Origin of the sequence: Wolbachia endosymbiont of Cruorifilaria tuberocauda, from assembly GCF_013365475.1 — a bacterium.
Taxonomy (GTDB): Bacteria; Pseudomonadota; Alphaproteobacteria; order Rickettsiales; family Anaplasmataceae; genus Wolbachia.
In genome coordinates, this window is sequence record NZ_CP046579.1 from 68,383 (window position 1) to 94,932 (window position 26,550).

Sequence of the window (26,550 nt, forward strand, 5' to 3'; positions counted from 1 at the left end):
TTATCGCTTATAGCATAAAGCACACTTTATTTGTAGATAACATATTTTATTATTACCTACCATACTTTTATTCAATTTTATTCAAACTAAGCTATATTGTAGCCTAGTGAAGTTAAAATCCTGTTTTCCAAGTTTTTCATTACAATTTCTTCATCTTCTTCTAGGTGATCATAACCAAGTAAATGTAGTAATCCATGCACCAACATATGTGCAACGTGAGCTATAACAGATATGTTGTACTCACTCGACTCTTTCTGTATTGTGTCTATTGAAATTGCCATGTCACCTAGATCACACTTGTTGGACAGCTGCTCACACTGAAATGATAAGACATTAGTTGGCTTATCCACTCTTCTGAATCTCAAATTAAGTTGATGAAGCAAGTTATCATCAGCAAGTACCAATGATATACTTGGTTCATAGTTGTCCACCTCCAATTTTCTCAGAGAAACATTCATAATATTTAATATAAATTTCTCTAGATCCTCTGTAATACTATACCACCTTTTATCAAGAACATTTACTTCTAACATTTACTCACCTCCATTACTCAATCTCATTAGCTGAAAAACTGACAAATTTAACTGTTTAAAAGTGAATTTCCATATCACTCTATACAACTTGACTACTTAGATATTCATACCTTACCAATTAAAAGCAGGAGCTACTCATAGTATAGAATATTCATTAAAGATTCTGATTACCCTGAATAATATATTTTCTTTAATTTACGTGATAAAAAACACAAAAACTGTGACATATATATTTATATAACTATTAGCTTGAGTACTCACATAATTTTGTCTCAAATAACTGCATTATCAATACCAGTTGTAAGGACAGAAACTCTAACCTTGCCCCTCTATTTCTTGATCAAGAGAAGCACCAAGTATTATATTTGCATTTTCATCCACTTCTTCACGTACTCTATTTACTATAGCATCAACTTCAAATAGTCATATCTACAACCTATGTAATGTCAATTAATTCTCTATATACCACTTTCATTGAGCAATGGATTACCATTTTACTCATTCTGTCCATGTATCAGGAAAGTTAAGATCAATGAGACTAAGTTCTGATTTGAAATGGAAATGAGTTTACATGTTTTTGATTTTTGAATTCCTCAAGTCCAAGTTCTGCAATGCTCATAAGACGCATACCTTGAAAGGTAAACAGCTTGGTTGCTATACTAACAGTTAATACCTTTTTCCTTTTCAAGTTCAAGATCTTACCTTTTACTACAGCACCTGCTGCTCCACCTCCAGCTTTTGCAATTACAGATGCTGCACCTTTTCTAATATTAGGCATACAATGCCAATACTAAGACCTTTAGTTAAAATCATGCCTAGCTAATTTTTAATACATAATAACCTTTCTAGAGCTTAAGCAAATCAGTATTTGCTATAATAAAATCAACTCCATGCAAGCCAGACAAATCATGTTATTTACACATTTCTGCCAGTACTTATAACAATAATCCTTGTATGTAATACAGGCATTTTGATAAACTAAGCTTAGTATACCATACATATCTCAAATTTAGTAACCTCACTTAATAAATCACTGTTTTTTAACAGTATGAAACGCTTTTCGCTTTTATAAACATAAATAATAAACAAAATCTACCTATTTTTAACATTACGTGCACCACAAACCGTTAATATCGATTGTTAAATATATTGCTAATTTTGAAAAAATTAAAAATCTTTAGAAAGAGAACACAGACCTTACTCCACTTCCTTGTTAAGCTAGATATCCATTTTCACCACTCTCATATCAACTAAAGCTTCACTAATAATCATACGAAATTTAGATTACTTTGATTATTTTCACAAGCATTAAGGTAGAAATACTATCAAGTAGCTAGCAGAGAATAGTAAAACATCAGATTAGTTATTTCAAGTGCTAATATCTTGCTTCTAGATCTAGGCATGCCATTATAAATTGATTCTTCTGCTCTACTAACAGAAGCTACATAGGCTAGATTCAAAGATAATAACATACAGAATTTCAGAACTACATCAACACTTACATCTGTTTCTATTTATCTTTTTTATCTCACTTACTAACTTACTAAACGATAACATCATATTGATTCATTAGCAATTTTTGATCATGTTTTTTTTACGAGTCAACTTTTGTTTTTCTTTTATACTAATCATTACTTCAATCTTCTGAATTAGTTTGATATTATAATTGAGTAGTAAGTTTTCAATTTACGAAACACATATTACAACGACCAATCGAATAAGAAATTATAATCGCTAACATCCTTGTGCAAATCTTCATGGAAAGGTAATCCTTCTAGGAAACAATAGGAAGGATAGAATCCATAGAATCTAATTGATTTAAAGGTATGAACACAACCATTTTACTATGCCAGGTCTATAAATGGTAATGAAACTTTACACTTGCGACTATAATAAGTTGCCACTAATATAAAACTTAATCCTTCCACGTTATATGATAATTACATCAACTATATATCTTATAAACTTCCCATACCAAGAAATTGCCTTAAAGCAAATATTAGTAAAAGAGGCAGACTTAACCCTACCTACCCCTTTTCACTCAACTATGCTGCTTATCTTGTTTGTTCTTGACTTACAGGTTGCCCAATGATAATTGAGTTTAAGTAAGTGTTAAACTCTTTAGCACCTGTCTTATCTAACCCCAATGCTTTCAACATATCTGCTTGAGTTACATATTTGCCATCATCATCTTTCATATTTAGTGAAGTTATATTTAAGAGTAAAGTGTTACCCATTTCTTTGCTTTTCTCACTTACAACAATAACATAGCATTCCCTACCATCTGAATTAGAAAAATCTATACGGTACTCACCATCTATGCTCTTTCCATCTTTATCCTTATTTTTGTTATTCTTTTTTATGTACTCAAATTCATCTCCTGTTACTTGTAGCTTTACGTTACCGCTATCAACAACGAACTTCATAGCCTCCAATTCAGATATTTTATTATCTCTACTAATGGCATATATTGCTAAGCCAATTAGTGCAATAACAACAGTTGCTAATATGCCTATTCCAAGTGGTGTAGCTGCAAAAGCCGCAAGAGGAGCTAAAGCTGAAGTTGAAGACACCCAATGTGGTGCTGAAAATGCAGCTGTTACACCTACAACATACATAGTAGTAAGTACTACAAGAGCAGTATTCATTTTACGTAGTTGACCACGATGATTTCTGAAAATTGACATTACTAACCTCTTTGATAAACCATTAATATACTAAAGCTATATACAAAAATTACCTCGGTCAAGAAATTTTTAATGCAAAACTAACCTACAGAAAGCATTTACATAAACTACTTACCGCTTGAACCAAAACCATCTGCATTTCTATCAGTTTCTTTTACGGAAAATTCACATGTATTAATCCAATGTACTGAAGATACAGGAGTAATAAGAATTTGTGCGACCCTATCTCCTCTTCTTATTTTATAAGGTTTGTTGCTTAAATTAATTAGGCAAACTTTAATTTCACCTCGATAATCAGAATCTATAGTACCAGGAGAATTCAAGACAGTAACCCCATATTTTACAGCAAGACCAGAGCGTGGACGAATTTGCCCTTCAAACCCACTTGGTATTGCAATTAAGATTCCAGTTGGAATAAGCAACCTTTCAAGTGGGCTTAAAATTGCAAAATCATCTAGCGCCGCATAAAGGTCCATGCCAGCACTCTGTGCAGTTGCATAGCACGGGAGAGGTAGATTTTCACCATGTAATAATTTTTTTATCTCTACTTTAATTTTTTGCACTTATTTATTAAACCTATAGAGGGTATACTAATCAAAAAAGTAACATGTTATGGTAATCAACACTCAGCTACAAATCACTCATAACAGATATACTTGAATTATTCTCAGTAAATAAATCAATCATAACATTAGGTATTCTACCATCAACTATATGAGCAATTCCAGCACATTCTTCTACCATTTTAGTGCATGCTATAAGTTTTTCAATAAGCCTCTCTCCCCTAATTTTGCCACAATTAATCGATGTATTCAAATTTTTAATAGATATTTTCTTACTACCAATTTTATCTATTTCTTCCGTGTCACTAAAGGTTATCATTTTAGATGCAGAAACTGCAATTGCTATTGCACTTGCAGCACTATCAGCATCTATGTGATAAGTTTCCCCACTTCTTCCATGACCTACAGGTGCAATAACAGGTATAAAATCTGATTCCTCAATGAAAAACAATATATCAGGATTAATCTCAATCGGCATACCAATAAATCCCATATCTAATATTTTTTCAATATTGTCTGACCCATTTTCCCTAAGTGTAGTGCTTACCTTTTCAGCTTTTATTAGGTTGCAATCTTTCCCACATAATCCAATAGCTGAACCTCCAGCAGAATTTATGTGCTGGACAATTTTTTTATTAACTGAACCACATAATGCCATTTCTATGATCTTCATAGTATCTTTATCTGTAAGTCTGATATTATTTACAAATTTACTACCTATGCCTAAAGTTTTTAGTACGGAATCAATTTCATGCTCTCCGTCATGAACTATAACTGGGTTTATACCAAGTTGCTTTAGCAAGATAATATTATGTACGAAAGTATCGAATAATGTTTCATCCGAAACTGCTACGCCACCGCATTTGATAACAAAAGTTTCCCCAACAAAATTTGGTATGTTAGATAGCCCTTCAAGCAATATCTCAGCTTTCTGCTTAAATGATATCTCACCATTTGAAAATTCATTGCTTTTCATCTTTTTACTTTGCAAACTTGAAAAATTCATCTCTTACCCTAGTTATTTTACATTTAACACGAGTACTTATCTGATGAATTGACACATTCTCATTATTAATCCATTTTTGGGTCCTTTCCAGAATTGAACCGAGGCTTTCTCGATTCACTTTATCTACTTTCGTTAGCACAATATCAAAGTTAACATTGTTATATATTAACCAATAAACAAAGTCTTTGTCTATTTCTTTTAGTCCTACTCTACTATCTACTAATACAAACACTCTTCTTAGGCTTCTTCTTTGAGCTAAATAACATTCACTCAAGTTTAAATACTTTGTTGTTTCTTCACTACTAGCATAAGAATAGCCATATCCAGGAAGATCAACAAGTCTAAATTTATCATTGTACATGGAGTAAAAATTTATTTGTCTAGTGCACCCAGGCTTAGAAGAAACCCTAGCAGACAACTTTTTGTTATTTATAAGCAGGTTAATTAAGCTTGATTTCCCTACATTTGACCTGCCAGCAAAGGCAATCTCAGGAACTGACTCAGTTGGTAATGATTCTATGTCTGAAGCTACAAATATAAAATTAATATTTGATGTCATCTTTCTTATATTTTTATAGAAATGCTTAAGGTAGTACGTATATTATAATGTTATTGCTTGATGTAAATTTTTTTTTATTTTAAGTATATGTTATTTCCCAAATAGTTGAAATATTAGACTTAAGCTGTATGGACATAGAAAACAACTTACAAGACTTAAAGAAAAAGTTCAATAATACAGAAAAGAAATTAGCAAATCCTATTAACTTAAGTCAGAAAGAATTTATCAATCTTTCGAAAGAATATTCTGAACTCAAACCAATTATCAAGATAATTGATGAATACAACACATTGAAAAAAGAAATTTTATGCTTAGAAGAAATACTAAAAGATGAAAACAGTGAATATGAGATAAAAGAGCTAGCAAAAGAAGAACTTATTGAGAAGCAAAAAGTGCTTTTGCCAAAAGCAAAAACTAAACTAAAATTAGCACTGCTGCCTAAAGATGAAGATGATTCAAGAAATGTAATACTAGAAATTAGAGCAGGAACAGGAGGAGAAGAAGCAGCGTTATTTGCAGCAATGTTATTTCGCATGTATCAAAAATATGCAGAAAAAAGAAACTGGAAATTTGAACCAATAAGCATTTCTAGCACAGGTATAGGTGGATATAAGGAAGCTTCTGCACTTATTAATGGGACAGAAGTTTTTGCAAGGTTGAAATTTGAATCAGGAGTACACAGAGTACAGCGAGTACCAGAAACTGAGTCTTCAGGAAGACTACACACCTCAGCTGCCACTGTTGCAATATTGCCAGAAGTTGAGGAAATAGATTTTAAAATAGAAGAGAAAGATCTACGAATAGACGTTTACAGATCTAGCGGCCCTGGAGGGCAATCAGTCAATACAACTGACAGTGCAGTAAGAATTACTCACTTACCTACAGGAATAGTTGTAATACAGCAAGATGAAAAGTCGCAGCATAAAAATAGAGCCAAAGCGCTTAAAGTATTGAGAGCGAGGTTATATGAAATCGAAAGGCAAAAAAAAGAAATAGAAAGGTCAACAATGAGGAAGAGTCAAATTGGTTCTGGAGATCGTTCTGAACGTATAAGAACTTACAACTTCCCACAATCAAGGATAACAGACCATAGAATTAACCTTACCTTACATCGTCTAGAGCAAACTATAAAGGAAGGCGAATTAGACGAATTTATTGAAATATTAATTTCACGTAATGAAGCAGAAAGATTGGCAGGAAGAAATTAGTACTCCACTGTTCTTTTGAAAGCAAGAAAAATAAATTTAGAATTGTTCTATATAAAACATATTACACTACAATTAGTTATTTAACTATTTAAATACAACTTGTCAAGCAAAATAAAAATATTCATAAAAACCTGATAAATGAAACTTGGAAGAAGTTTGCACATCTAATTTTAGAAAAACGTTTGACAGCACATTGAAATGTACCATTTGATCAATTTCACAAACGATATAGAAACAATAGAGATAACACTGCTAAGCAGTAAGAATTTGCTTAACCATTAAATATTAGAAATAGTAATCACTTGTATATCAGAAATCATACAATACCTTACCAAGTTTCTGCAAAATCTCCCTTCAGAAAATGGAGACTAATGCTTAAAAGCACAAGCTGTTGCACTATAATATATGGCATAAGTAAGTGTTATAAGCATTAAATAAATTAATAAATCTACATATAAAAATCTATAAAGAGATAAACTATATATAGCAGAAGCAGAAAAGAGGTTTATCATTTATGATTTAAGTAAATTTTTATCTTTGCTGCTTCATATATCCGTTTGCAACAATTATAAAAACTACCAAGCGTGAGTGGTAACACCAATCTACTCTACCTGCAAACAAATTTGCCTATATAGAGCATTAAATAATAAATCAAAACAACCTATCCTAATACAACAAAAGTCTAAGTGCCCTTTTATATTATTTATATTGATAAATAAGGCAAATCACTTAAGATTAAAATTTATCATACTAAATATAAGTATCAATATTTAGATCAATAAATTGATTTTACTCTCATCTTAACTTATTATTTTAAGATAATCTTAGTAGAAACAATGAAATCAAATGAAATTAGAGAAAGGTTTATAAAATTTTTTGTAAATAATGATCATAAGCAGTTTCCTTCTTCTCCTCTGATTCCAGAACATGATCCAACACTTATGTTTACAAATGCTGGTATGGTGCAGTTTAAAAATTGCTTTACTGGGTTACAAAGAACCGACACAAAACGTGTTGTCTCGAGTCAAAAGTGTTTAAGAGCTGGTGGCAAACATAATGATTTAGAAAATGTTGGTTATACAACCAGACATCACACGTTCTTTGAAATGCTAGGAAATTTTAGCTTTGGGGATTATTTCAAAGAAACTGCAATAGAACTTGCATGGGAATTCATCACTAAGGAATTATCTCTTGATAAGAGCAGATTATCTGTGACCATCTATCATACTGATGATGAGTCATACAAAATTTGGCGCAAGGTGAGTGGTTTTTCAGATGATAAAATAATAAGAATTGCAACAGATGACAACTTTTGGAGTATGGGTAACACTGGACCATGTGGGCCATGTTCTGAAATTTTTTACAATCATGCAAAGCAAAATTTGCAAGATGATGATAGAATTGTTGAAATTTGGAATTTAGTATTTATAGAGTTTAATAAAAACGAAGAAGGCAACTTACAAAAATTGGAAAAAAAATGCATTGATACTGGAATGGGTCTTGAGAGAATAGCAGCTGTGATGCAGAATGTTTACGACAATTATGACATTGATCTATTTATTGCTATAATGAGTAAGTCACAAGAATACTGCGGTAGTATAGAAAATAAAGTAGCTCATAAAGTTATAGCAGACCATCTACGTGCAGCTGCTTTTCTAATTGCAGAAGGGATGATTCCTGGAAATGAAGGCAGAAATTATGTGTTACGCAGACTAATTAGAAGAGCTGCTCGTTATATCCACAAGCTTGGGTACAATAACTCGCTACTCTATCACATTTTTCCAGTATTGATAGATAGTTCAAGCTCAGCTTATATGGGTGATGTTTACCCTGAGTTAATCAGAGCTAAAAGCTTAATAGAAATGACGTTAAAATTAGAAGAAGAGAATTTTAAAAATACTTTAGTGAAAGGCATCAATCTACTAGAAAAACTTACTGTAGACTTTAAACCATGTGACACTCTGCCTGGAAAATTAGCATTTAAGCTATATGACACTTACGGATTCCCTTTAGACATTACACTCGATATTCTAAAAGAAAAGAAAATAAATTTTGACCAAAAGGGCTTTGATGACGCAATGAAAGAACAGAAAGAAAAGGCACGTGCTAAGTGGATAGGGTCTGGTGAAAGGTCTATCAAACAAGTATGGCTTAATTTGATTGATAAATTTGGGAAAACAGAATTCATTGGCTACGAGCTTAGTGAAATAAAGGATGCAAAAGTACTAGCTATAATTTCTTCTCAAAGTAAAATTGTTGACTCTGCACAAAAAGGAGAAAAGGTAACTATTATACTTGATAAAACACCTTTTTATGGTGAGTCAGGTGGACAAGTAGGTGATACTGGAGAGCTTTTCCTTACTATCCCTATGTCAAGCATAGAGGCAAAAAAAAAAATTACCAGCTATGTACAATAAATTATATCACTCAAAGTCTAGTTACAGTAGAAAACACTGAAAAAATTCAAGACTTATATTTACACAGGTGTATAGTTAAGTCCGGCTCAATTTGTAGAGGCAATATAGTTACAGCAATCATTGATAAAGAAAGAAGACAAAACTTAAGAAAAAACCACTCGGCCATACATCTTCTACATTTTGCACTAAGGAAAATCCTTGGTAATCACATTACACAAAAAAGCTCCTTAGCTGTACCAGATAGGTTAAGATTTGACTTTAGTCATAACACTCAAGTTAATCAAAAACAGCTATTTTCAATAGAGGATATGGTAAACTCCTTAATAAGAGAAAATCTTTCAACGTCTACGAATATTCAAAGCATAGATCAAGCAATGGATGTAGGAGCTATAGCGTTGTTTGGGAAAAAATACGATGATCAGGTTAGGGTTGTAAACATTGGAGATTCAAAAGAATTATGCAGTGGTACACATGTGAAACGCACTGGAGAAATTGGTCTGTTTAAAATAGTAACAGAATGCTCTATTGCATCTGGAATAAGAAGAATAGAAGCCCTTACTGGTCAAGAGGCAATTAATTATGTTCGTAGTAATGAAATTAATTTAAAAAGAATTGCAAAATTAATAAAAGCACCAGCAAGTGAGATAATGCATAGGTTAGACATTTTAAATCAAGAGCGCAAAGAATCAGAAGCCAAAATAAAAATCCTTTATAAAAAACTTGTAGAAGTGGAGAATATAAAAAGCATCGAAGTAAATGGAATATGCTTCATGAGTCACGCTTTTACTGATATTCCAGTAAATATAATAAGAGAATTTACCATGCAGCAACAAAATCTAAAAACATTAATAGTCTTTACGATAACTGAAAAAAACAAAACATTTTTACAATCATCCTTCACTCCAATGCACAATCCTGAAGTAACTCTAAGTAGAGTTACTAGTAGCCTTTCACCAAGCAAGAAGTCCAATAAGACAATTTTAATTGTAAAGATAAGCAAAGACCTAGTTGATAAAATTAACGCAAAAGAGTTGGTATCTACCATAATTGGAAGGAATTGTGGTGGAAATGCTGAAATTGTTCAAACTGGTTGTGATAATAGCAATATTATCAGAGATATTTACAACTACTTAGTAAGATAATGCATTATGCTATCATGCAGAGATTACTGTCATATCTCTGTGTTATAAGATTGCTCAATTCAGTTTTGACTGCCTTTTCTGGTTCTTGACAGATGTTTTTACTTCCACTAACTAGTGTGAATTCAATATCCTTGAAAAATCTATTCCACATGCCGCATAAATGTTCCTTTACTTGAGGCCATATGTCCTTTTTAAAGGTCTCTCCTCCATCAGAAAATACATTCCCTACCAAAGCTCCCACCTCTTCGTAACTCAACTCAAAATATTGAAGCAACGTCTCTACCTGCTTATAAATATCATGTGCTGAATCTAACGCTTTCCCCTCTATACTATTCTTATCTCCAATCGCTAACAACCCAAGCTTATTATAATTCAAAGCAATTTGTGCAGGTTTTATCACCCTCCTATATATCCAACCCCAACTCTGATCTAACAAATTGTTTTCATTATCTTTTGATATATTTTTCGGTACGTTATTTATTATATTTTCCATTAAAATACCTATTAAAGGAGATAATAAAGCTTGACAAAAATGTTTAATATTATCTTTTGTTTTAATCACAGGATATTTTATACATTTTTCTGCTAAACAGCATTCAAGTTCTGCTCTCTCTAATAATTTCTTAACCTCTTCTTCATTAAAAGTTTTTTGCTTACATATCATTAATAAATCGTCTTCTATTACCGCAAATCTTATTTTTTCGCGAGATGCTAATTCTTCTTTGTAATTATTTTCTGTTTTTTCATTTATTAAAAATCTCTCTTTCTCTAACTCCAATCGTTCTAATGTTTCTAAAATTTCTTGGTTATTCTTTAAGCATAATTCTATTAGCTCTACGCTTAAAGACTCATCTTCCTTACTACTTTCCTCATTCTCGTTACTCAAAACCCTATTCTGTTTTCTTACTATTTCCTTCAACTCCACAGGCTGCATCAAATATTTTCCTATTTCTTCCCGATAAGAAACAATTCTATTTACTAATTGTTCTTCAACTTTCCTATCGAACAACATGAATACACCAGTATTATCTTCTATGTCCCTTATACTCTTCCCTTGCTCTTGGAATAAACTTTGAGTTTTACATTTTATTATTTCTAAATACATCTTTTCTAATAATAGATTTACTTCCTGATAAGAACACACATTTGCATCTAAATTATAAAATTCATTAAGTAAACCATCTTTTATATCAATTGCTAATCCTGATTGATTTAATAAAATCTCAGCCTTTCTTATTTTTGACTTTATCAATTCACGATAAACCTTCTGGTTAGCAGGTTCAAATTTAAAAATGTCTTCAAGACTCCTTCTTAAGTTATTGCTCACTGAATTACTATCTCTTCTCAAAGCTTCATGTATCTTTGGATATATCATCTTTAACTTCTCTTTTATGTCCTGGTATTTTCGTTCTCCTTTCTCTTTTAATTCTTCGATCAAATTCCTTGCCTCTGAGGTAGCTTTTTCCGTCTCATGAGGATATATTTCACTATAAACACCAATTATCCCACCAGCCATACGCTGTTTCCACTTTGCTCTAAACAAGGGAAGCACACCACTTCTTAAGTTATTTGATATTTTTAAGTCTTTTATTATTATCTCCTTTTCAGTCGGTAATTCCTTACCTTGGCTTTTCAATTTCTGCTCTACTAATACTTCCTTCAATCTTTCTTCTATATCCAGCCCTCCCCCTTTTTCTCTTTCCTTTTGTGCAATTTTAACTGCCTGTATAAAAGCAACTCTGTAAGCATCCTGTATTAAATGGCTCGTCAACTTAAAATCTACACTATCCATTACTTCTAATCTGAACTCATTTAATAATTTTTTTAGTTTATCATACGTAATATCCTTTTTTTTAAGCTTTACCAGTTTTTCAATAGTCTTTGCAAATTCTTGAATTGACTTTGAAATCACATTTTTAATTTCACTATGTAAGTGCACAAGACCATTTTTTAAACAGAAATTAGCTGACATTTTTAGTACAGTATTATGCTCTGCATCTTGTGTAATAGACAGCTTACTACTTTCACATAAATCGCTAAGCAATCGCTCAAACTGTGGTGGGAACTTAATTTCCATGTCACACACAACATTCGGCCTAAGAACTTCTGTTCCATGACTTATTTCATAAAAGGATACACTAATATTTTGGTGCTTATTATAACACATCCCCATATTTACCCTAAGAGCAGCAATCAAAGAACAGGATAATTCCCTATTTAAAAGATAAAAAGTAGTCAAGGCTAAAGTTGCAGGAATAATCAAGACCATAAGCACAGCCACGTCAATGAGAATTACTATCATAGTAAGAACACCATATGCCAACCTCTTTATTATACTTTTACTTGCTTTACCTTCTCTTATTTTATCTACCCAAAAGCTAGTCTGTATTTTACTATCTGCTTTAAAGCTATTAAATACGACTAACCCTAACACAACAAAAGTAATATAAGGAAATATCAAAACTGAAAGGGATAAATTTAGTACTCGCTTTTCTGGGCAGGCTCTATTTATCTCTTTGAATATTTTACTTGATACATTATACCAGGAAGTAAAAAAGTCAGAACTATAATCTCTATAATTAAATATACTAAGTGGGATATCAAAACCAACAACCTTATTGCCTTTCTCTTTCAAAGAAGAAACAAATTCTTTTTTTCCTGAAATAATAACAGACTCTTTCCTATATAGGCCACTATCACTATCGTTATTTAAATTATCAACCTGAACATCTATATCCATACCATACCGTTACTAAAGCAACCTAAGTATAGCAAAACAGTGATAACTCTCAAATATTTAGTAATTCAACCTAACACCAATTATCAAATCTTGGTATTCTTTAAAATAAAAGTCATCTTTGATTTTTACGCTAACCTCTAAGGATAATGCAAGAGTTTGCTCTTTTATGTACTTACTCCATTCACTCACTGCCTCTCTAATTTTTTTGTTCTCTGTTTTAATCATTACCATGATTTTATCAGATAAATGAAAGTTAGCTTGTTTTCTAGTTTCTTGAATAAGCCTTATAACATCTCTTGCAATTCCTTCTAGAATTAAATCATCATCCATTTCAGTATTTAGGGTAACAATCCCTTCATTATTATCAAACACAGCAGAATATTCACTGTTTGCTTTCAACAATAGTTTATATTCCCCTTTCTGTACAATGTAACTCTCCGACCTATCACCTAAAAATATTTGTCCATCAGCAATCTGTCTCCATTTTCCTTTTTTAACATACTGAACTAGCTTCTTGATTTTGTTTGGGACTTTTTTGCCAAGTAGTGAAAAATTGAGCTTTAACTCTAGTGATGCAACACCTTCAAGCTTATCTACTAATTTCAAGTTTTTTACATTTACTTCAGCTTTTATCATCTTCTGATAATCATCTTCGAGAAAACCAGAGAAAAACTTATGATAAATTACCATGCCACTAAGTGGCTGCCTAATACGTATATTAAAAGTATTCCTGATGGAAAGTGCAGCATTGCATGCTTTTCTCACCAAATCCATTTTTGCAATAAATCTACTATCATATTTTTCTAATTGTGGGAAATCAGTTAAATGCACAGATATTTCTCCATACTCAAGACCTCTCCATATGGCTTCTGTTATAAGTGGTAATAAAGGAGCTGCAGCTTTCAATATGTAATAAAAAACCGTATATAGAACATTATAAGCGTCAATCTTATCCTGATCTAAACCACTTTTCCAAAAACGCTTTCGATTGCTGCGAATATACCAGTTGTTTAGCACCTCAAAAAAGTCTACTATAACTTTGCAAGCTTGTTGAGAATCATAACCACTCATAGAAGTCTGAATCTTTTCTACAGCTTCAAAACATTTAGCGATCATGTAACAATCAATAATACTTTGATAATCCTTACAAACCTTAGCTTTGATTTCATCTGCATTTGCATACATAGTAAAAAAGTGATAACCATTCCAAATAGGTTTTATCACATTTCTCAAGACATCTCGTATCGATTTCCCTTCTTTATCAAGTAATAAACTACCACCACAAACAATAGAACTAGAGAGCATAAGAAAACGTAGTGCATCAGAACCATATTTATCAAAAAACTCCATTGGATCTACATAATTATTCAAACGCTTGGATAATTTCTGCCCTTTTATATCAAGAATTACACCGTGACATATACAATTCTTAAATGGTTCACTGTTAAACAAAGCAGTAGATAGCACAAAAAGTGTATAAAACCACCCCCTTGTTTGGGCCATATATTCTGTGATAAAATCCGCAGGGAAATTGTCTTCAAACCATTTTTGATTTTCAAATGGGTAATGAACTTGTGCAAACGGCATTGAGCCAGACTCAAACCAGCAGTCAAATACGTCGGATACACGGCGCATAATTGATTTTTTTGTTGGATCATCAGGATTTGGTCTTGTTAAATTATCCACAAACGGCCTGTGTAAATCGCCTATTTTAACATTAAAATCTTGCTCTAATTCTGCTATTGAACCATACACATCTACTCTTGGATATCTTGCATCATCAGATTTCCATATAGGAATTGGTGTACCCCAAAATCGGTTGCGTGAAATTGACCAATCGTGTACTCCTTCAAGCCACTTTCCAAACTGACCATCTCTTATGTGACCAGGTATCCAATTAACTCTTTTATTTAGCTCTATCATCTTTTCCTTAAATTTTGTTACAGCAATATACCAAGAAGGCATAGCACGATAAATCAAAGGAGTATCAGTCCTCCAGCAGTGAGGATAATTATGGATATATTGCTCAGTTTTAAACCAGTTTCCCTGCTCTTTCAATTTCTTTATTATTAGATCGTTGGCATCAAAAACATGAACTCCAGCTAGATCTGGAACTTCAATAGTAAATTTACCACTGTTATCAATTGGGCAAACAGCCGGAATACTATGGCTTTGACAAAGGTAAAAATCTTCTTCTCCAAATCCAGGAGCAGCATGTACAATACCAGTGCCATCTTCTTCTGTAACATAATCAGCAACAAAAACTTGGAATGCATTTTTTATATCCTTAAAATAATTAAACAGTGGTTTATAACAAAGACCTATAAGATCATTCGCTTTAAGCCTTATATTGCAGTTTTCATATTCAATACCATTTTGCTTACAGTAACTGATAAATTTTTCTAGGTAGCTTTCAGCAAAGATATATATCTCACTGCCAACTAAATTTCTTCTATTGACCTCTACTGCTATTCCAACACTCTCTGCTGTCCGAGCGCATTGATACCGGGATTCAGGAATAGATTTTGACTTTAAGTGTTGGAGTGAAACCAAGGGATTAGTTAACACTGCACAGTACTTAATATCTTTCCCTATTGCTAGAGCCAAGTTACTTGGCAACGTCCAAGGAGTTGTAGTCCAAGCAAGCAATTTACATTTTTGCCTAAATTGTTGTGGATTCTTTAAAAGCTCAAATGCAACAATAACAGCCTTGCTAGTCCTCTTTCTATATGAATTGTCAAGTTTTGTTTCAAAATTGGACAATGGTGTTTCACATGCCCAGCTATACGGAACAACCCGTACTGATTCATACACTAGACCCATATTGTAAAGCTGTTTAAATGCCCACATGACTGATTCCATAAATGATTTATCCATAGTTCTATAGCAGTTATGAAAATCTACCCATCTTGCTTGTCTATTTACATACCTCTCCCATTCTAGGGTAAACTTCATTACAGAGGCACGGCAATGGTCATTGAATTTCTTAATACCAAATCTTTCTATCTCAGTTCTTCCAGATATTCCAAGATCTTTTTCTGCACTCATTTCAGCTGGTAGACCATGGCAATCCCAACCGAATCTACGCTCAACCCTCTTTTGCAGCATAGTTTGATACCTTGCAAAGGTATCTTTTATAAAACCAGTAAGTAAATGTCCATAATGGGGAAGACCATTTGCAAATGGAGGTCCGTCATAAAAAGTAAAACAATTGTCTTTGGAACGTTTTTTAACTGACAGCTCAAAAATTTTGTTTTCTTTCTCAAATTTTATGATTTCCCTTTCTAATAAAGAAAAATCAGGGTCACTAGTTGTACTAGGATAATGTTTCATGCTCGTTTTAATGGATAAAGCTAAAGGTTATAGAGCTTTTTAGAAAATTACAAATCTAAAAAAATTGAGAATTAATCCATAGTAAGAGTTAATATTACTATATATAGTATAATATATTAAATGAGCTTATTCATGTCTAAGAAGATAATTATATCTAAAGGTAATAACGATAAAAATCACCTGCCAGAAATTTTCTTAGTCAGCAAAAATACTAGTTATAAAGATTAAATTTAGAACTCCTGCCTTTAGATAACGACTTTAGAAAAGCACAAATAACATACTCTGAATACAGAAAAAGAACAAATCACTAATAAATGATCAACAAAGCTAACTCTTAAAACTTATACCTAACAGACTATTAGGCCGAGCCTCCAGAATTTTTATATTTACTATTTTATCTCTGTATTCACCTTCAGGATTATTAATACACACTGACTGCATATATGGGCTCTTACCAATAATTTGATTTTTGCATTTACCTTTTTTATTACTAAACAGAATAGGCATAACTTTACCAACCATACTCTGGTTAAACTCAAGCTGTTGCTTATTAATTAACTTCTGCAAACGAAGAAGACGTTCTGTTTTAATTTCTTCTGACACTTGATCTCTTTTCTTCGATCCTGGAGTACCTGGCCTTGGGCTATATTTAAAACTATAAGCTTGAGCATACCTTACCCTTTCTACTAGCTCCATAGTCTCTTCAAAATCTCTCTCAGTTTCCCCAGGAAAACCAACAATAAAATCAGAAGAAAATTCAATTTCAGGTTTCAGTTTACGGAACTTATTTGTTATTTCCAAATATTCTTCTACAGTATATTTTCTATTCATTGCGCGTAATACTTTATTTGAACCTGATTGTACAGGCAAGTGGATTAATGGCATAAGCTTTGGTTCTTTCATATGTGCCAAGTAGAGAGACTCATGCATATCTTTTGGGTGAGAAGTTATATATCGTATTCTTTCTAGCTTTTCAATTTTAGCAATACAGCTAATTAATTTTCCTAAATCCCATACCTCCCCTTTGTATTCTCCATGATAAGCATTGACGTTTTGGCCAAGCAAATTTATTTCCTTTGCCCCATTTGTAACCAATCTCACTGCCTCGTGAAATATTTCATTTACTGGTCTGGAGTATTCAGCACCACGAGTATATGGCACAACACAAAACGTACAAAACTTATCACAACCCTCCTGTATGGAAAGAAATGCAGAAGAACCTTGGCTATTACCGTAGCATTCAGTAGGCAACTTATCAAATTTTGTAGTTTCAGGAAAATCAATGTTTATTGCATAGCCCTTATTTCTGCTTGCATTGAATATCAGCTCCGGCAGATCAGCAATATTCTGTGATCCAAGAACAGCATATACAAATGGAGCCTTTTTTAAAATCTCTTCTCCTTCTGCTTGTGCTACACATCCGGCCACAACTATAATAACTTCATCATTCTTTCGCAAAGAATAAATCCTTCCAAGATCTGAATAAAGTTTTTCTGTTGCTTTCTCTCTAATATGACAAGTATTCAATACCACTAAATCAGCTTTTTCTACATCACAAACAACGTTAAAACCCAAAGGCTTAATTATATTTTCTATTAAAACTGAGTCATAAACATTCATCTGACAGCCATAGGTTTTTATATACAAACTTTTCATTTTCACTTTTTGTTTCACAAATTACCAGTACTATACGTACATGAGCTACACTCATATAAGTAACACTACTTAAGATCCCAATATATACAATAAGGGCTATGTAGTTAGTACAAGTTATACAAAGAAAATTAACCCTGATATTATCTACCTGCACAACACTAACTTCACTGCACCTTTCATATAGTAAAATTATAAAAAACCATAATTAAGTGTCAAACATTCCGGTAATTAATTGCTAGACACCAACTAAATAGGCCTATACCAGGAGATCTAAAGTGAGAAGTAAGAATTATAATGTTATCGCTGAAAAATATCATTAATTATGAAAATGGATATTTGTGCATGAATTACCTAACATTTAGAAACGTGATGAATACAAATAAAAAAGACAAAAGAAATTTAGCCACTCTCTTCTAATAAGAGAGCGCAAGCTAATAGGAAGAACTAAAAATTTAGGCAAAATTTATAAAGGTATAAGGTTTATATAGTACAAAAACTAAATATAAGACATATATTACGTATTACCAGAAGTTTAACATGAAGATAAAAATAACTTGATGCTTACCAACTTCCTTGCTAAATAAAATGGTAAGCCTGCTAAGCAGTTTTTCCTGTTTTAAGTATCAATTTCTTCTCTAGTGAAAAGAGTATCTGCGTAGTTACTTGCTTTGTCTATATATTTACATAAAATTGAAGAAAGTAGGACACAAATGATAACAAGATTTGCTCCAAGCCCAACTGGCTATCTTCACGTAGGGAATGTTCGGACTGCACTTATCTGTTGGATGTACGCACGTAGTCAAAACGGCAAGTTTCTGCTTCGCCTTGATGACACCGACTTTCAGCGTTCAGACACTAAGTATGTGAATAGCATAACGCAAGACCTGAAATGGGTTAGCATAGATTGGGACTCAAATTTTAAGCAATCAGAGCGCTTTGAGCGCTACAATGAAGTGTTTTTGCATCTAATGAAAGAAGGATACATTTATGCATGCTATGAAACAAAAGAGGAGCTAGATATTAGACGAAAACTGCAGCTAGAACATGGTCTCCCTCCAGTTTATGATAGAAGTGCGTTACTCCTAACTGAACAGAAGAAGGCTTGTTATGAACAAGAAGGACGAAGACCATACTTTAGATTTAAGTTGGATAGAAATATGATTATTAAGTGGAATGACGAAGTTAAAGGCAAGATAAGTATTGCAACCAGTCATATCAGCGATCCAGTAGTAAGAAGAGAGGATGGAATTTATACATATATATTACCTTCCGTTATTGATGATATCGACTTCAATATAACCAATGTTATACGTGGGGAAGATCATGTAACCAATACTGCAGTACAAATACAAATAATATTAGCACTAAAAATGAAAATCCCGAGGTTTGCTCACCTTTCTCTATTACATTTTAGCAATAACAAACTTTCAAAAAGAAAAGGCGGGTTGGACATTAGATTTATTAAAAAGAGTGAAGTTGAACCAATTACACTAGCTAGCTATTTAGCAAAGCTTGGAACAATGGACCCTATTGAATTCTACCCTAACATGGAGTCTTTAATTGACTCATTTGATATTAAAAAATTCAGCTCAGCACCCGCACAATTCATCCTCAGTGAAGTATATAAGTTAAACAGAAAAGTTCTGCAGCGAATGCCATTTAAGGCAGCGAAGGAGCGTTTAAATCGAATCAGAGTAAATTCTTCTGAGTTTTGGTATTTTATAAGGAACAATATAGAAAAGTTTTCAGAAGCAGCGAGGTGGTGGCAAATATGCAAATTAGATGTAGAACCTGTAATCCTTGATAAGGAGCTTATAAAAGTTGCGCTTAGTGTATTGCCACAAGGTGATTGTAATGAAAACACATTATCAGAGTGGATTAAAGCCATCCGACAGGTAGTAGATACAAAAGCAAAAGACTTATTTATGCATTTGCGTTTAGCTTTAACAGGTACAAAGACAGGTCCTGAACTTGCTAAATTACTAATTTTTATTGGTAGAGAAAGTATTATTGCAAGATTAAAAAAGTAAGGAGCAGATAGCAGAAAAAGCTAGCTATAGAACAAAATTTAGTATCCAAAGTTGGGCAGCATAAACAGAGTGCAAATTACATAAATATCAAAGATAAGATCAATAGTTTTAAAGATGAATTATCATCTTTTTAACCAAAGAAGTCGGATTAACTATATAATCAATATATTTTTGATCTTTAAAATATATGAAACGAATGTTTATGAGGTAGAAAGGAGTTTCTGAAATCATAGAAAAGTTCCCTATAAAACTGGAAGAGGGATCTTCATTGATTGCCAATCAATTTTCATTAAGATGAGGTAAAGATTGCTATACTGATTTATTCTTTATCGTTTTAAGGTACATTGCTTCATGGTAACTGAATTAAAAGTAAAGACTTTTACTGGAATATGCTGTTAAAATGAACTCCACCTTATTTATAGTTAATGATTTATTGAAAGACTAACAATTAACTTTTTATGATTCTTTTTAGAAAGGTAAATTAGCGAACTATAGAACAGTAGAAAATCTTCAGAGAGATAAGAGTAACTTCAGCAACGTTAAAAGGATTAGAGTTTACTATAACAGGTTTTATATAGCTACATGAGTATAACTTTTTGCAAAAATCATTTATGTGAGTAAACGGTTTTTCCAGATACAATAGTGCGCACTATGCATCCTTTTACCTTACGCCCATCAAAGGGAGAATTTTTTGACTTACTGGCAAAATTATCAATTTTTATTTCCCATTCATGATTTGGGTCAACCAGAATTAAATCTGCAGCAAGGTTTCTTCGTATACGACCGCGTGGTACGTGTATTATATCTGCAGGCTTATATGTAAGTTTTGCGAGTACGTCAAGCAAACTCATTTGCCCACTATGATAAAGTTCAAGTGAAAGTGGAAGTATTGTTTCAAGACCTACAATACCAAATGCAGCGTTTTCTAGTGGTAGATCTTTAGAATGACGATCATGTGGTGCATGATCAGTTGCAATGCAGTCAATTATACCAGTCTTCAAGCCTTCAACCATAGCCAAACGGTCTTCTTCAGTACGAAGTGGCGGGTTCACTTTTGCAAGTGCTCCATGTTGTTTTACTACATCCTCAGTTAAAGTAAAATGATGAGGAGTTACCTCACACGTAACATTTAACCCTAAATCTTTTGCACGTTTAATAGCATCGAGCGAATCTTTTGAGGAGACATGTAAAATGTGATAGTGCACGTTTCTCATATCTTTCATAAGTAGTATGTCACGACTTACCATAATAGACTCTGACGTACTTAAAATTCCCTTTACTCCTAATTCTTCAGAAATCTTACCTGCGTTAACCACACCACTTGCTGATAAATTTAAATCTTCTGCATGTTGAGCGATAGGAACGCTTAGCATGCTTGAGTAAAGCATTGCTTGCCTCATAATCATCGAATTCATAACTGGCATACCATCATCAGTAAATCCAACTGCACCAGCTTCTTTTAAAAGAACCATCTCAGTCAACCTTTCCTTTGAAGAAGTGATTTTAGCATAAAATTCAACGTTTACATGTGAAGTTTCAGATGCTCTATACTTCAAATACCTAGCTAAAACAGCACTATCTATTGCTGGAACAGTATTAGGCTGACAAACCACAGTTGTCACACCCCCAGCAGCTGCAGATTTACTACCTGTATATATAGTTTCTTTATGCTCTTGACCTGGTTCACGAAAATGCACATGAATATCAATAATACCAGGCATTAGGAGAAGTCCTTTACAGTCTACTATCTCGTCAATTCCACTTGGGACACTACTAGAAAGTAATGTTTCACTAAAATCAACAATCTTACTCCCTTGAGTTAGCAGTGAGCCTTTTATATCAAGTTTAGTCTCTGGGTCAACAATACGAGCATTTGTATATACCACTTTGTAGTTTTCTTTCTGCCCTATTTGCAATAAACTCCAAGTTTTAGCCATGAGTTCATACATTAATCATATACTAAATCTAAAGTTTTTTTTTTAGAATACAACTAAATTAAAATACAAGATAGGAAAGGTTTATTGTCACTTTTTAACTCTCTCTAAAAACAGACACCATAAAGTTGCTGTTTCTATGTATTATATGTGATATGCATAAAAATAGATCTTTATTGCCACCTTTTGACTTTTTTAAAAAATTAAGCCCAAGGATTGGTAAGGATTACTTTATCTGTGTTTATCCTTTTTTAAGATTGAAAGATTAGAATAGTAGGTAAATGTAAAAGTGGGGTTCGACTATGAAAGCAAATTCTCTAATAGAAGCTAATCTATGTCTTTCTAATTTATCTTAGTTATATAAAACATTTAGTTAATTTAAAAGTCCAGTTCAACTCTTTATTGTTAGTTCAGCAAAATAAGCTTCCTAGCAGATAAATAGCTTTAATATTGAGGGTTTATATGAGTATAGATATATTAACTACTAATATACATAAATTAAAAGTATGCACAGATAAGAATAAAAAGAGAGAGCAAGAAAAAAAGGATGAGAGATCCCGTATCTCTACAGAGAGAAACATAAAAAAAGTCAAGTATAAACATAAAAAACAAAAAGATCAAGACAAAACTATCAAGAAGTATAAAAAGTTAATCAATGAAAGTACCAGTTCTGGGATATTAAGCAATCTAGAAGAATCACTTATAGGAAAAGGGAGATATTATAGTCACTATATTCAACAATTCTTTCCAGGATTAAATGGAAAGATACTGAGCTATGTAAAAGAAAAGGAAATAAGGCAAGTAACTTCGGAAGCTACTCACATCAGAGAATATTTCTTGAATATTATTACTGACAAGCGAAGTAATTATAGGACCACCAAAGATATAAAACTAGAAAGTCGCTATAGCATGGGTTTTGAATATGATTGTAAAGTAAAAATAAATCCTAGAGTAGTAAACAATAGTATTCGGCTATTAGAAGCAATTGAAAGTCAAAATGACAGTAAATTTAGAAAATATCTAAAAAATAAGAAAGGCAAGGGCATTGTATGCTTTATTCCATTGCTAAAAATGGGACAGAAACCTAAATTTTTAAATGCTATAATTAAGACGATCATAAAGGAAAACTCAGTACAGATTGTGTTGAGAGCAAAAATCAGAAAAAGATCACTCTTCATTAGATAATTACCAATGGAATGGTAAAAAGTCGATTCTCGTACAGTCTAGAACAATGACAATATGTTTAAGTTTTTCTTAAAATTACCAAAGTATAAGATCAGTTCTAGCAACTTGGAATTATCTATAGATGAACTACAAGGAATAAGAGAAGAGCAAAAAGACTACTATGACCTCTTAGAAAAATTAATGGAGTTAGTAAAGCAATCCAGATTAGAGCAGAAAATCTGCATAGAAAAAGAAATTAAAGATGTCATGACGCATGCTCTAAATGCTTTAGACATTAACAATTACTTTATAATTAACAACTACAATAAAAAACTTTTTAAAGAGCTACTGCAAAAACAATTTGATATTAGACATGAAGTTGCAAACGGCAACAATGCTCTACACCTGATAGCTTTAAAACTAAAAAAAGAACAATTTATTAGTGCTATAAATAATAATAAGAATCGAGAAGGACAAACGCTTCTACACCAATTACTCTATTATATCCATGAAAGAAGTAAAAACCCTTCATCAATAAGCAAAATAAAAAACGTAGTAAGAAAAGAATTCAAGGACAAAAACAGGCATAAAATGCTAAAGTTCTTACTAGAAAATGGTGCCGATATTATCACTCAGGATAAAAAAGAGAATAACGCTTTGCATTATATCATCTCATTAAAAGGAAAACAAAAAATTGCATACTTGAAGTTAATTCTAGGTAAAAATGAATTTAGCAGTGCTTTAAATACTATTAATGAAAAAGGTGAAACACCTCTTCACAAGCTACTTCAGTATGTACAAAAAAAGAGCGAAAAATTTTCACTAGTAAGTTTTAAAAATACTAAAAGATATGAAGCATTAAAGCTTCTATTAAGAAATGGTGTTGATATCACCATCAAAGATGGGAATAAAAAAAATGTCCTGCACTATATTGCTTTACTCAAAGGAGAACAAAAAGTTGTATGTTTGGACCTAATAGTAAAGAACTGTAATACACCTAAAGATAAGCTAAGTATAGCTGTAAATGCTAAGGATAGCAAAGAACAAACACCACTACAAGTAGCATTGATTTCCAAGGTAGTAAAAGACAAATATAATTCTTTCAATTTCAAGAACAGCAATAACACAATCAAGTTTTGTGTAAAACTATTACAAAATGGCGCTGACATAAAACAGTTAGTGTTACCTGAATCGTTATGGAATAGAGAGTACTATCAAATTCTAAAAGGAATAGAAAAATCAATGGGGAAATTACTTATTCCAGACGATATTAGAGCTGAATTAAAACTTAACTTTGGCAAGAAATTTAAAGCACGTAATGTTGTGAAGCACGCTAAAAATATTGTCTACAAAGCGATAACAACATTTATATTTGCTACTTTAATCTGTACAGTAATATTCAGTGTTGCTTATGGAAGTATTACAATCACAACTGCATTATCTATTATATCAGCTACAGGAGTTTATTATCTCATATGTGTGAACTTAGACAATCTTTATGAAGGACTTAAAAAAACTAAAAGAAAACTTACTAAAGAAAAGCAAATTATACTTCATAATAATACCATAAAAAATGGTACACAACACAATGATTCTTCTCAAAGTATGGGAAACAAGCCTAACAGCTTAGAAAAACAAAGAACCCAAGAACTGGAAGAACAATTAAAATATACTAAAAGCCTTCCTAGCTTTAGGATAGATGGTATATCAATATACCAACTTACTAAGGAATTATTAAAGTTCAATAAACAAATTAATAAGTCCTCTTCTCTGGTGCTATGAAGTTAATTTCACTACTTAAGGTTTTTCCAGCAACTTTTTTATAGTCAATTTTTACATCAATTTTATCTTCTATCACTTCAAGCCATGCTATAGTATGCTTCATCCAGTTTTTATCATCACGCTCAGGAAAATCTTCACGAGCATGAGCACCTCTACTTTCTTTGCGATTAGCTGCACACTCTATAGTAATAACTGCTTGTGGAATCATGTTAGCTAATTCTAGTGCCTCAACTAAATCAGTGTTCCATATCATACTGCGGTCTTGAATTGCAAGATCAGACATCATTTTTGCCACCTTTCTTATAGCTTTTTTGCCTTCCTCTAAAACTTCAGCAACGCGAAATACCGATGCATATTTTTGCATAGTGTTCTGCATTTCACTGCGAATTTTTGCCACTCTGAGTTCTCCAGAAGCAAATCTCATTTTGTTAAATCTATCCACTATCCAGTCTGTACAATCTGAGTGCAATTTTTTATGTGGAGTATCAAGTTTTAATTTCTCCTTTGCCCTTAGCGCTGCAGCCCTACCAAAAACTACAAGATCAAGAAGCGAGTTAGAACCAAGTCGATTTGCACCATGCACAGAAATACATGCTGCCTCCCCAATTGCAAATAATCCTTCCACCACTTCTTCCTTGCCTTCTTTTAATGTGATTACCTCTCCATAATAATTTGTTGGAATGCCACCCATATTATAGTGTACAGTTGGAATAACCGGTATTGGATCTCTAGTAACATCGACTCCTGCAAAAGTTTTTGCAGTTTCACTAATCCCAGGAAGCCTAAGTTTTATTACTTCTGGATCAAGGTGTGCTATAGTTAAATATACATGATCTTTTCTTGGTCCAACTCCTTTCCCTTCCCTAATCTCAATTGTTATTGCACGACTCACTACGTCACGAGAAGCTAAGTCCTTTGCCTTAGGTGCATAGCGTTCCATGAATCTTTCACCATGAGAATTAATAAGGTACCCACCTTCCCCACGACATCCTTCCGTCATTAAGCACCCAGATCCGTATATTCCTGTTGGATGAAACTGTACAAATTCCATATCTTCAAGTGGCAATCCAACTCTTATTACCATACCATTGCCATCACCCGTACATGTGTGTGCACTTGTTGCAGAGAAGTAAACACGTCCATATCCACCAGTTGCTAACACTACTGAATGTGCACGAAATTTATGTAACGTACCATCACACAGTGACCAAGCAAGGACTCCACAGCAAGCTCCAGTTCTGTTATCCATAATCAAATCAATCACAAAGTATTCAACAAAAAATTCAGCATTGAACTTAAGGCACTGCTGATATAGAGTGTGAAGTATTGCGTGTCCAGTCTTATCAGCTGCTGCACAAGTACGCTGAGCTGACCCTCCTTTACCAAAGTGAGTTGTCATCCCTCCAAAGGAGCGCTGGTATATTTTACCCTCTCTTGTGCGAGAAAATGGTACACCGAAATTTTCAAGTTCAATAACAGCATTAGCAGCATTTTTACACATATATTCTATTGCATCTTGATCACCAAGCCAGTCTGATCCTTTTACTGTATCATATATATGCCAGCGCCAGTCATCCTCAGCAATATTACCTAAAGCTGCACTAATTCCACCTTGTGCTGCAACTGTATGACTGCGTGTAGGGAAAACCTTAGAGATACAAGCAACTGAAAAATTAGTAGAGGCCATTCCAAGTGTTGCCCTTAACCCTGCTCCACCTGCACCTACTACTACTACGTCATACTCATGTTCTATAATCTCATAGGCAGGCTTATTCATATTTGCTTGTTCATGACCA

At 32.8% G+C, this 26,550-nt stretch carries 16 protein-coding genes and 2 pseudogenes; 6 read left to right on the plus strand and 12 right to left on the minus strand.

The annotated features are described in order from the left end of the window. Positions 1-86: 86 nt before the first annotated feature. The 7 genes and pseudogenes from ybeY to yihA all read right to left on the minus strand — a co-directional run bounded on the left by ybeY (position 87) and on the right by yihA (position 5,348). Positions 87-533: an rRNA maturation RNase YbeY gene (ybeY, locus tag GOY13_RS00250; RefSeq protein WP_175813873.1), complete on the minus strand. Its 447-nt coding sequence runs from the start codon at positions 531-533 to the stop codon at positions 87-89. Between the two features lie 284 nt (positions 534-817). Then, positions 818-956: pseudogene (locus GOY13_RS03535) on the minus strand (cell division protein FtsZ); the annotation flags it as partial. 115 nt (positions 957-1,071) lie between these two features. Further along, on the minus strand, positions 1,072-1,311 hold the full coding sequence (locus GOY13_RS00260) for a hypothetical protein (RefSeq protein WP_175813874.1): 240 nt from the start codon (positions 1,309-1,311) through the stop codon (positions 1,072-1,074). Positions 1,312-2,587: 1,276 nt separating this feature from the next. After that, complete coding sequence (locus tag GOY13_RS00265; protein ID WP_175813875.1) at positions 2,588-3,220, minus strand: hypothetical protein; 633 nt, start codon at positions 3,218-3,220, stop codon at positions 2,588-2,590. Positions 3,221-3,327: 107 nt separating this feature from the next. Further along, a complete protein-coding gene (dut, locus tag GOY13_RS00270) occupies positions 3,328-3,783 on the minus strand; it encodes a dUTP diphosphatase (protein ID WP_175813876.1) in 456 nt (151 codons plus the stop codon). Positions 3,784-3,850: 67 nt separating this feature from the next. After that, a complete protein-coding gene (argB, locus tag GOY13_RS00275; RefSeq protein WP_175813877.1) occupies positions 3,851-4,759 on the minus strand; it encodes an acetylglutamate kinase in 909 nt (302 codons plus the stop codon). A gap of 4 nt (positions 4,760-4,763) precedes the next feature. Next, the gene (yihA, locus tag GOY13_RS00280; protein WP_175813878.1) at positions 4,764-5,348 is read right to left on the minus strand and encodes a ribosome biogenesis GTP-binding protein YihA/YsxC; all 585 of its coding nucleotides are present in this window, start codon (positions 5,346-5,348) and stop codon (positions 4,764-4,766) included. Positions 5,349-5,476: 128 nt separating this feature from the next. Between yihA and prfA the strand changes: the two genes are divergently transcribed. The 3 genes and pseudogenes from prfA to GOY13_RS03585 form a co-directional block, all read left to right on the plus strand. Further along, positions 5,477-6,556 (plus strand): peptide chain release factor 1, encoded by a 1,080-nt coding sequence (prfA, locus tag GOY13_RS00285; RefSeq protein WP_175813879.1) that lies wholly within the window; start codon positions 5,477-5,479, stop codon positions 6,554-6,556. 836 nt (positions 6,557-7,392) lie between these two features. Then, complete coding sequence (gene alaS, locus GOY13_RS03580; RefSeq protein WP_458694609.1) at positions 7,393-8,973, plus strand: alanine--tRNA ligase; 1,581 nt, start codon at positions 7,393-7,395, stop codon at positions 8,971-8,973. A gap of 20 nt (positions 8,974-8,993) precedes the next feature. Then, positions 8,994-10,115 (plus strand): annotated as a pseudogene (locus GOY13_RS03585) (alanine--tRNA ligase); the annotation flags it as partial. A 4-nt stretch (positions 10,116-10,119) separates the two neighbouring features. On the opposite strand, the gene GOY13_RS00295 reads toward GOY13_RS03585, so the two are convergent. The 3 genes from GOY13_RS00295 to miaB all read right to left on the minus strand — a co-directional run bounded on the left by GOY13_RS00295 (position 10,120) and on the right by miaB (position 17,844). After that, a complete protein-coding gene (locus GOY13_RS00295; RefSeq protein WP_175813880.1) occupies positions 10,120-12,855 on the minus strand; it encodes a hypothetical protein in 2,736 nt (911 codons plus the stop codon). 57 nt (positions 12,856-12,912) lie between these two features. Continuing rightward, entirely contained in the window at positions 12,913-16,188 is a 3,276-nt protein-coding gene (locus GOY13_RS00300) for a class I tRNA ligase family protein (protein WP_175813881.1), read from the minus strand. Between the two features lie 327 nt (positions 16,189-16,515). After that, the gene (gene miaB / locus GOY13_RS00305; protein WP_175813882.1) at positions 16,516-17,844 is read right to left on the minus strand and encodes a tRNA (N6-isopentenyl adenosine(37)-C2)-methylthiotransferase MiaB; all 1,329 of its coding nucleotides are present in this window, start codon (positions 17,842-17,844) and stop codon (positions 16,516-16,518) included. A 710-nt stretch (positions 17,845-18,554) separates the two neighbouring features. Here miaB and gltX point away from each other — a divergent pair. Beyond that, a complete protein-coding gene (gene gltX, locus GOY13_RS00310) occupies positions 18,555-19,874 on the plus strand; it encodes a glutamate--tRNA ligase (RefSeq protein ID WP_175813883.1) in 1,320 nt (439 codons plus the stop codon). Positions 19,875-20,479: 605 nt separating this feature from the next. Here the strand turns inward: gltX and GOY13_RS00315 are convergent. Further along, entirely contained in the window at positions 20,480-21,811 is a 1,332-nt protein-coding gene (locus GOY13_RS00315; protein ID WP_175813884.1) for a dihydroorotase, read from the minus strand. Between the two features lie 459 nt (positions 21,812-22,270). On the opposite strand from GOY13_RS00315, the gene GOY13_RS03470 reads away from it, so the two are divergent. Both GOY13_RS03470 and GOY13_RS00320 read left to right on the plus strand, forming a co-directional pair. After that, positions 22,271-22,993 (plus strand): hypothetical protein, encoded by a 723-nt coding sequence (locus tag GOY13_RS03470; protein WP_246214305.1) that lies wholly within the window; start codon positions 22,271-22,273, stop codon positions 22,991-22,993. A 54-nt stretch (positions 22,994-23,047) separates the two neighbouring features. Next, the gene (locus tag GOY13_RS00320) at positions 23,048-24,754 is read left to right on the plus strand and encodes an ankyrin repeat domain-containing protein (RefSeq protein ID WP_246214306.1); all 1,707 of its coding nucleotides are present in this window, start codon (positions 23,048-23,050) and stop codon (positions 24,752-24,754) included. On the opposite strand, the gene sdhA is transcribed toward GOY13_RS00320, so the two are convergent. Beyond that, positions 24,726-26,531, minus strand: a complete 1,806-nt coding sequence (sdhA, locus tag GOY13_RS00325) for a succinate dehydrogenase flavoprotein subunit (RefSeq protein ID WP_175813885.1) — start codon at positions 26,529-26,531, stop codon at positions 24,726-24,728. The two genes, GOY13_RS00320 and sdhA, sit on opposite strands and share 29 nt — an antisense overlap. Between the last annotated feature and the right edge of the window lie 19 nt (positions 26,532-26,550).